The sequence below is a fragment of the Paenisporosarcina sp. P5_A11 genome (assembly GCF_056400705.1).
The window spans coordinates 1-4,242 of the sequence record NZ_JBFUKT010000232.1 but is presented as its reverse complement, the minus strand read 5'-3'; the positions used below and the strand labels follow the sequence as shown (position 1 = coordinate 4,242).

6 protein-coding genes are annotated in these 4,242 nt (G+C 36.6%); 2 read left to right on the top strand and 4 right to left on the bottom strand.

Annotated elements, in window-relative coordinates:
* Positions 1 to 189: hypothetical protein (locus AC1DOS_RS18380; protein ID WP_477538668.1), on the top strand; the 189-nt coding region annotated here is incomplete at its 5' end.
* A 109-nt stretch (positions 190 to 298) separates the two neighbouring features.
* Here AC1DOS_RS18380 and AC1DOS_RS18375 read toward each other — a convergent pair.
* From AC1DOS_RS18375 to AC1DOS_RS18360, 4 genes are all read right to left on the bottom strand, one after another.
* The gene (locus tag AC1DOS_RS18375; protein WP_477538667.1) at positions 299 to 1,678 is read right to left on the bottom strand and encodes a Glu/Leu/Phe/Val family dehydrogenase; all 1,380 of its coding nucleotides are present in this window, start codon (positions 1,676 to 1,678) and stop codon (positions 299 to 301) included.
* A 182-nt stretch (positions 1,679 to 1,860) separates the two neighbouring features.
* Entirely contained in the window at positions 1,861 to 2,121 is a 261-nt protein-coding gene (locus tag AC1DOS_RS18370; RefSeq protein ID WP_108584888.1) for a hypothetical protein, read from the bottom strand.
* 147 nt (positions 2,122 to 2,268) lie between these two features.
* Positions 2,269 to 2,709 (bottom strand): DUF2269 family protein, encoded by a 441-nt coding sequence (locus AC1DOS_RS18365; protein WP_477538666.1) that lies wholly within the window; start codon positions 2,707 to 2,709, stop codon positions 2,269 to 2,271.
* A gap of 3 nt (positions 2,710 to 2,712) precedes the next feature.
* Entirely contained in the window at positions 2,713 to 3,060 is a 348-nt protein-coding gene (locus AC1DOS_RS18360; protein ID WP_477538665.1) for an ASCH domain-containing protein, read from the bottom strand.
* Between the two features lie 147 nt (positions 3,061 to 3,207).
* On the opposite strand from AC1DOS_RS18360, the gene AC1DOS_RS18355 reads away from it, so the two are divergent.
* The gene (locus AC1DOS_RS18355) at positions 3,208 to 4,137 is read left to right on the top strand and encodes a catalase family peroxidase (protein ID WP_477538664.1); all 930 of its coding nucleotides are present in this window, start codon (positions 3,208 to 3,210) and stop codon (positions 4,135 to 4,137) included.
* Positions 4,138 to 4,242 lie beyond the last annotated feature (105 nt).

Genomic DNA, 4,242 nt, shown 5'->3' with positions numbered 1-4,242 from the left:
CTAAAAGATAATCAAAAAATAAAAGCTAGTATGTTAAAAGATGAGTTGGAATTAGAGAAGTTAAAACATGAAAATTTTATCGTAGAAACTGAAAAGATGCGTCTTGAATTAGAAACGATGAAAGTAGATTACACAAAAACAGCAGTGCCAGTTCTTTGGGAGGTCCAAGGAGAGAAGACAAACATTTGATTAATTAAATAAAGTCGCACAATGTTTTCATATTGTGCGACTTTATTAATTATTAAAAAGAAAAAGCAGTTTCTCACGATGAGAAACTGCTGAATTTGCTCCACAAATATTAATATAATTTACCTTGTTTGTATAAGACAGTTGAAAGACGAGTAACAGAGTGAATATAGCAATTTTGTCGAAGAGGGAATGGATCTCCGAAATATTGTGGCAGAATTAAATCCATCGTTGTCTGCATTTTCACAAGTAATTGTTTGTACACTTCTTCTTCAGTAAAGAACTGTGTTTCACGACCTTGTAACCATTCTAAATAGGAAACAATTACACCCCCTGCATTTGCTAAGATGTCGGGAATGATAATTACACCTTTTTGGCTAAGATAATCATCTGCTTCAGTTGTCGTTGGAGCATTTGCGCCCTCAACAATAATGCGGGCTTTAACTTCTTCTTTATTTTGATCATTTAATTGATTTTCAAGTGCTGCAAGGAATAATACACCAACATCCATCGTTAATATGTCTTCGCGAGGTTGAATGACAGCACTCACTGTTATTTCTTTTAATTGTTCTTCCGTAGTTGGCAAATCACCACGATTTTTTGCTGTAAATTCAACAAGTGCAGGAATATCTAGTCCATCTGCGTTATATAAAGTTACCTTTCGATCGCTGACAGCAACCACTTTGTTTTGTGAATTTTGACAACGATATGCTTCTAAAGCAGTAATTGAACCAACATTACCAAACCCTTGGATAGCAATTGTTAATGGTTTATTTATAAATTCAAGGGCTGTTTTTGCAAAAGGATTTGTTGAAACTGCTAATGACTTCTCGTTTGCTGTGACATAGTCATGTATTAAATAACGGAATGTAAAGTATACGCCTTTCCCAGTTGCTTCTCGACGACCTAAAGATCCACCATTTACTACGCTTTTTCCTGTGAAACTTCCTAAATACGGACTACCTGGGTTGATTTTTTTATATTCCGCCATCATCCAGTCCATTTCGCGTTCTCCAGAGCCAACATCCGGTGCGGGAATATCATTATCTGGCCCAATTACGTTATTGAAATAACGAACGTACTTTATGCAAATCCGTTGCAACTCTTGTTCCGAAAATGCTTTAGGGTCAATGACGATTCCACCCTTGCCTCCACCAAATGGGACGTTATGAAGAGCGTTTTTTAACGTCATTAAAAATGCTAAATTAACAACTTCCTCTTCATTAACACTTTCATGAAAACGAATACCGCCTTTATAAGGACCTAACGCATTATTATGATGTACGCGATATGAGGGGATTCGTACCACTTCGCCATCTTTTAAAGGTACACGTAAAAATGACTTATGTATTTGATTCGGTGTTGAAAGAATAGCATTGAGTGAGGTGAATGCTGTTTTGCGCATGTCTCCTTGTAATTCAGGTAAAAACGTTTCATTACTCAATAATGCATTCAAAGACTGTTGGACGATGGATCTTGTTTGTTCTTCCATAGAAAAGCACCTCCGGTTATAATTTGTCTACCCTATTTATACCCTTAGCATTGTCATGTAAACGGATAAAACCCATCAGCAAAAGCTAGTGGGTCATTAACCAAATTATCAAGCTACAGAAGTTCTTTGCAATAGAATATTAGACAATTTTTAGGGTAATTTATAAGTGTAGATTAGTTCAATTAGTGCAAGGTGTTTAGTTCTTCCTTTTTTTGATCTAACTCCTTCTGAAGTGAAAGAATAGGATCTGTTTGTCCTTGATTTTTGAGAGCATTTTCGACTGCCCGATCAGCATGCTCTATCTTTTTTTGTGCTTCTTGAATAAATTGCTCTGTGGGATTCGTAAAAGCTTTACTAACAGCTATCGAGACATTGTCCACAGAATTGGTCAATTGTCCAATGACTGTATCTTCTTTCCAGCTCATTTTCGTGTGATCTTCCATAGCGAAGTCCTCCTTAGGTTCGTCCGAGAAATCAATACGTTCTTACTATGGCAAATTAGCTCGAGATTATGCATGAAAAATTCGAATAGACATTAATTTAGACAAAAAAAGACGTAAGATGATTGTTCATCTTACGTCTTTTTGTCGTTACCACAATGTTGGTTTAATGACCATTAAAGCGAGCATCAATGCCAATAAGGTTATATAAACCCATGTAGCTTTGTAAAGTTTAGCGATCAATTTCAAACGGTCAATACCAGGGATAACAAACTTTTTGAGGGTACTTGAAAATCCACGGGCAAGGAAGAAAATTGAGACCACCATAAGACCGATTGTCATCACAATCCAAGAAGTACTCCAAGGCCAAGGTCCGAGGTAAACTAGTAAAATACCTGAGACAACGAGAACGTGACCCGCATGTTTAATTAGACGGACCACAGAGCGGAAAATCGCTATGTAAGATGTCTCAAGTATCGCATCGGCTTCGCGCATCTTTTTTAAGATTGCAAACAATACGAAAAGTGGACCAACTGAAATCGCGGCACTTAGAACATGGATGAAAACTATAAAAACATACCAATCAATCATTGTTTATTTTTTTACTGGGCTGAATTCATGCACCCATACCGTCATTGTTGGCAACCAAGGCATACCCGGATGGTAGGATAAAATAGATTGTTTATAGTCTTCTACGGATGTGAAGCCTTCTTGTTTTGCATGTTCATCTGTTAAATCACCAAGTGATTGAATATACACAGCATCAACAATAAATGACGTACCTTTAAGTTCCATAATTTCACCAATATCTGCATAACGACCGTTACGACGAGTAGCGGTTTTTTGTCCTTGTAATACTTTCTCAACATCAGACTCCATTGTCACTAAACGTTCTACAGAACACGTTTTTGGAGGTAAATTTACTTCGTTTTGGTTCGTCATTTTAAATTCCGCCTTTTTGTTTAAGTTAGTTTAATTTGGATGTTGGGTATCTTGTTAGTAAACATTCAATATTAGTGTACACGCTAAATAGAATTTGAACCATGATTTAATGAAGTAAATTTAATGAGTTTTGAAGGGGGATTATATATGAAAGTAGAAACTTCCGAAACAGTATTGGCAAAAAGTACTGTAAACCGTATTGAAGAAATTGCAGGAACATTTCCAGGTTATCGTCGTGCGCATGCAAAAGGGATGTTATATGAAGCTACATTTACGCCAACTGGTGAAGCCTCAGCGTTTACGACAGCCTCTCACTTAAGAGATACTGAAGTTCAAGCAATTGTTCGTTTTTCAAATAGCTCACCGAACCCATCAACTGCCGATGCTCTTGCTGCAGTAAAAGGAATGTCTGTACAATTCCAATTACCAAATGATGCTGTAACTAATTTAGTGAGTATTACATTACCAATCTTTGTCACGAAATCTCCACAAATATTCTTTGATATATTAAATACAGTGAAATCGTTTAAGAATGGAAAGCCCCATTTTAAAGATATGGTTAACCTTTTTGCATCCTATCCAGAAAGTCGAGCAGCCTTTCAAATGATACGCAAACTTAAACATACAAAAAGTTACGCTACAGGTCGCTATTACGCAGTGCATGCATTTTATTTAGTAAATGAACAGGGCTTTAGAACACCCGTAAAGTTCGAATGGGAACCCGAAGCTGGTATAGAAACATTGTCAATTAAGGAAGCTATATCTTTACCATCAGATTATTTAGGAATAGAAATGAGCGAACGTGTAAAGCTAGAAGAAGTTCGATTTCGATTACAAATTGTCATAGGAGAACAAGGTGATTCTACTGATGATCCGACAAAAGAATGGCCAAAGGATCGACAACGAATTAGTGCAGGAGTATTGCGAGTGAAAACAAAAGCCATTGTAGATCAAGATCACTTTGTCTTTGATCCGACTGTTTTACCTCCGGGTATCGAAAGTTCGGATGACGAAATCCTATCTTTTCGTAAAGATGCGTATTCTGTTTCCTATGATAGACGGAAAAAAGGCCAATAACAGTAAGATATACACATTATGAAGCAAACTATCCACAAAATGTGTATAAAATTCAGAAAACGAGACGTTATCCACATGTGGATAACGTCTCGTTTTCTGAATTTT

Bases quoted from the DNA above. Each gene is read 5' to 3' on its own strand.
- AC1DOS_RS18375 (WP_477538667.1), bottom strand. From the start codon at position 1,678: ATGGAAGAACAAACAAGATCCATCGTCCAACAGTCTTTGAATGCATTA.
- AC1DOS_RS18370 (WP_108584888.1), bottom strand. From the start codon at position 2,121: ATGGAAGATCACACGAAAATGAGCTGGAAAGAAGATACAGTCATTGGA.
- AC1DOS_RS18365 (WP_477538666.1), bottom strand. From the start codon at position 2,709: ATGATTGATTGGTATGTTTTTATAGTTTTCATCCATGTTCTAAGTGCC.
- AC1DOS_RS18360 (WP_477538665.1), bottom strand. From the start codon at position 3,060: ATGACGAACCAAAACGAAGTAAATTTACCTCCAAAAACGTGTTCTGTA.
- AC1DOS_RS18355 (WP_477538664.1), top strand. From the start codon at position 3,208: ATGAAAGTAGAAACTTCCGAAACAGTATTGGCAAAAAGTACTGTAAAC.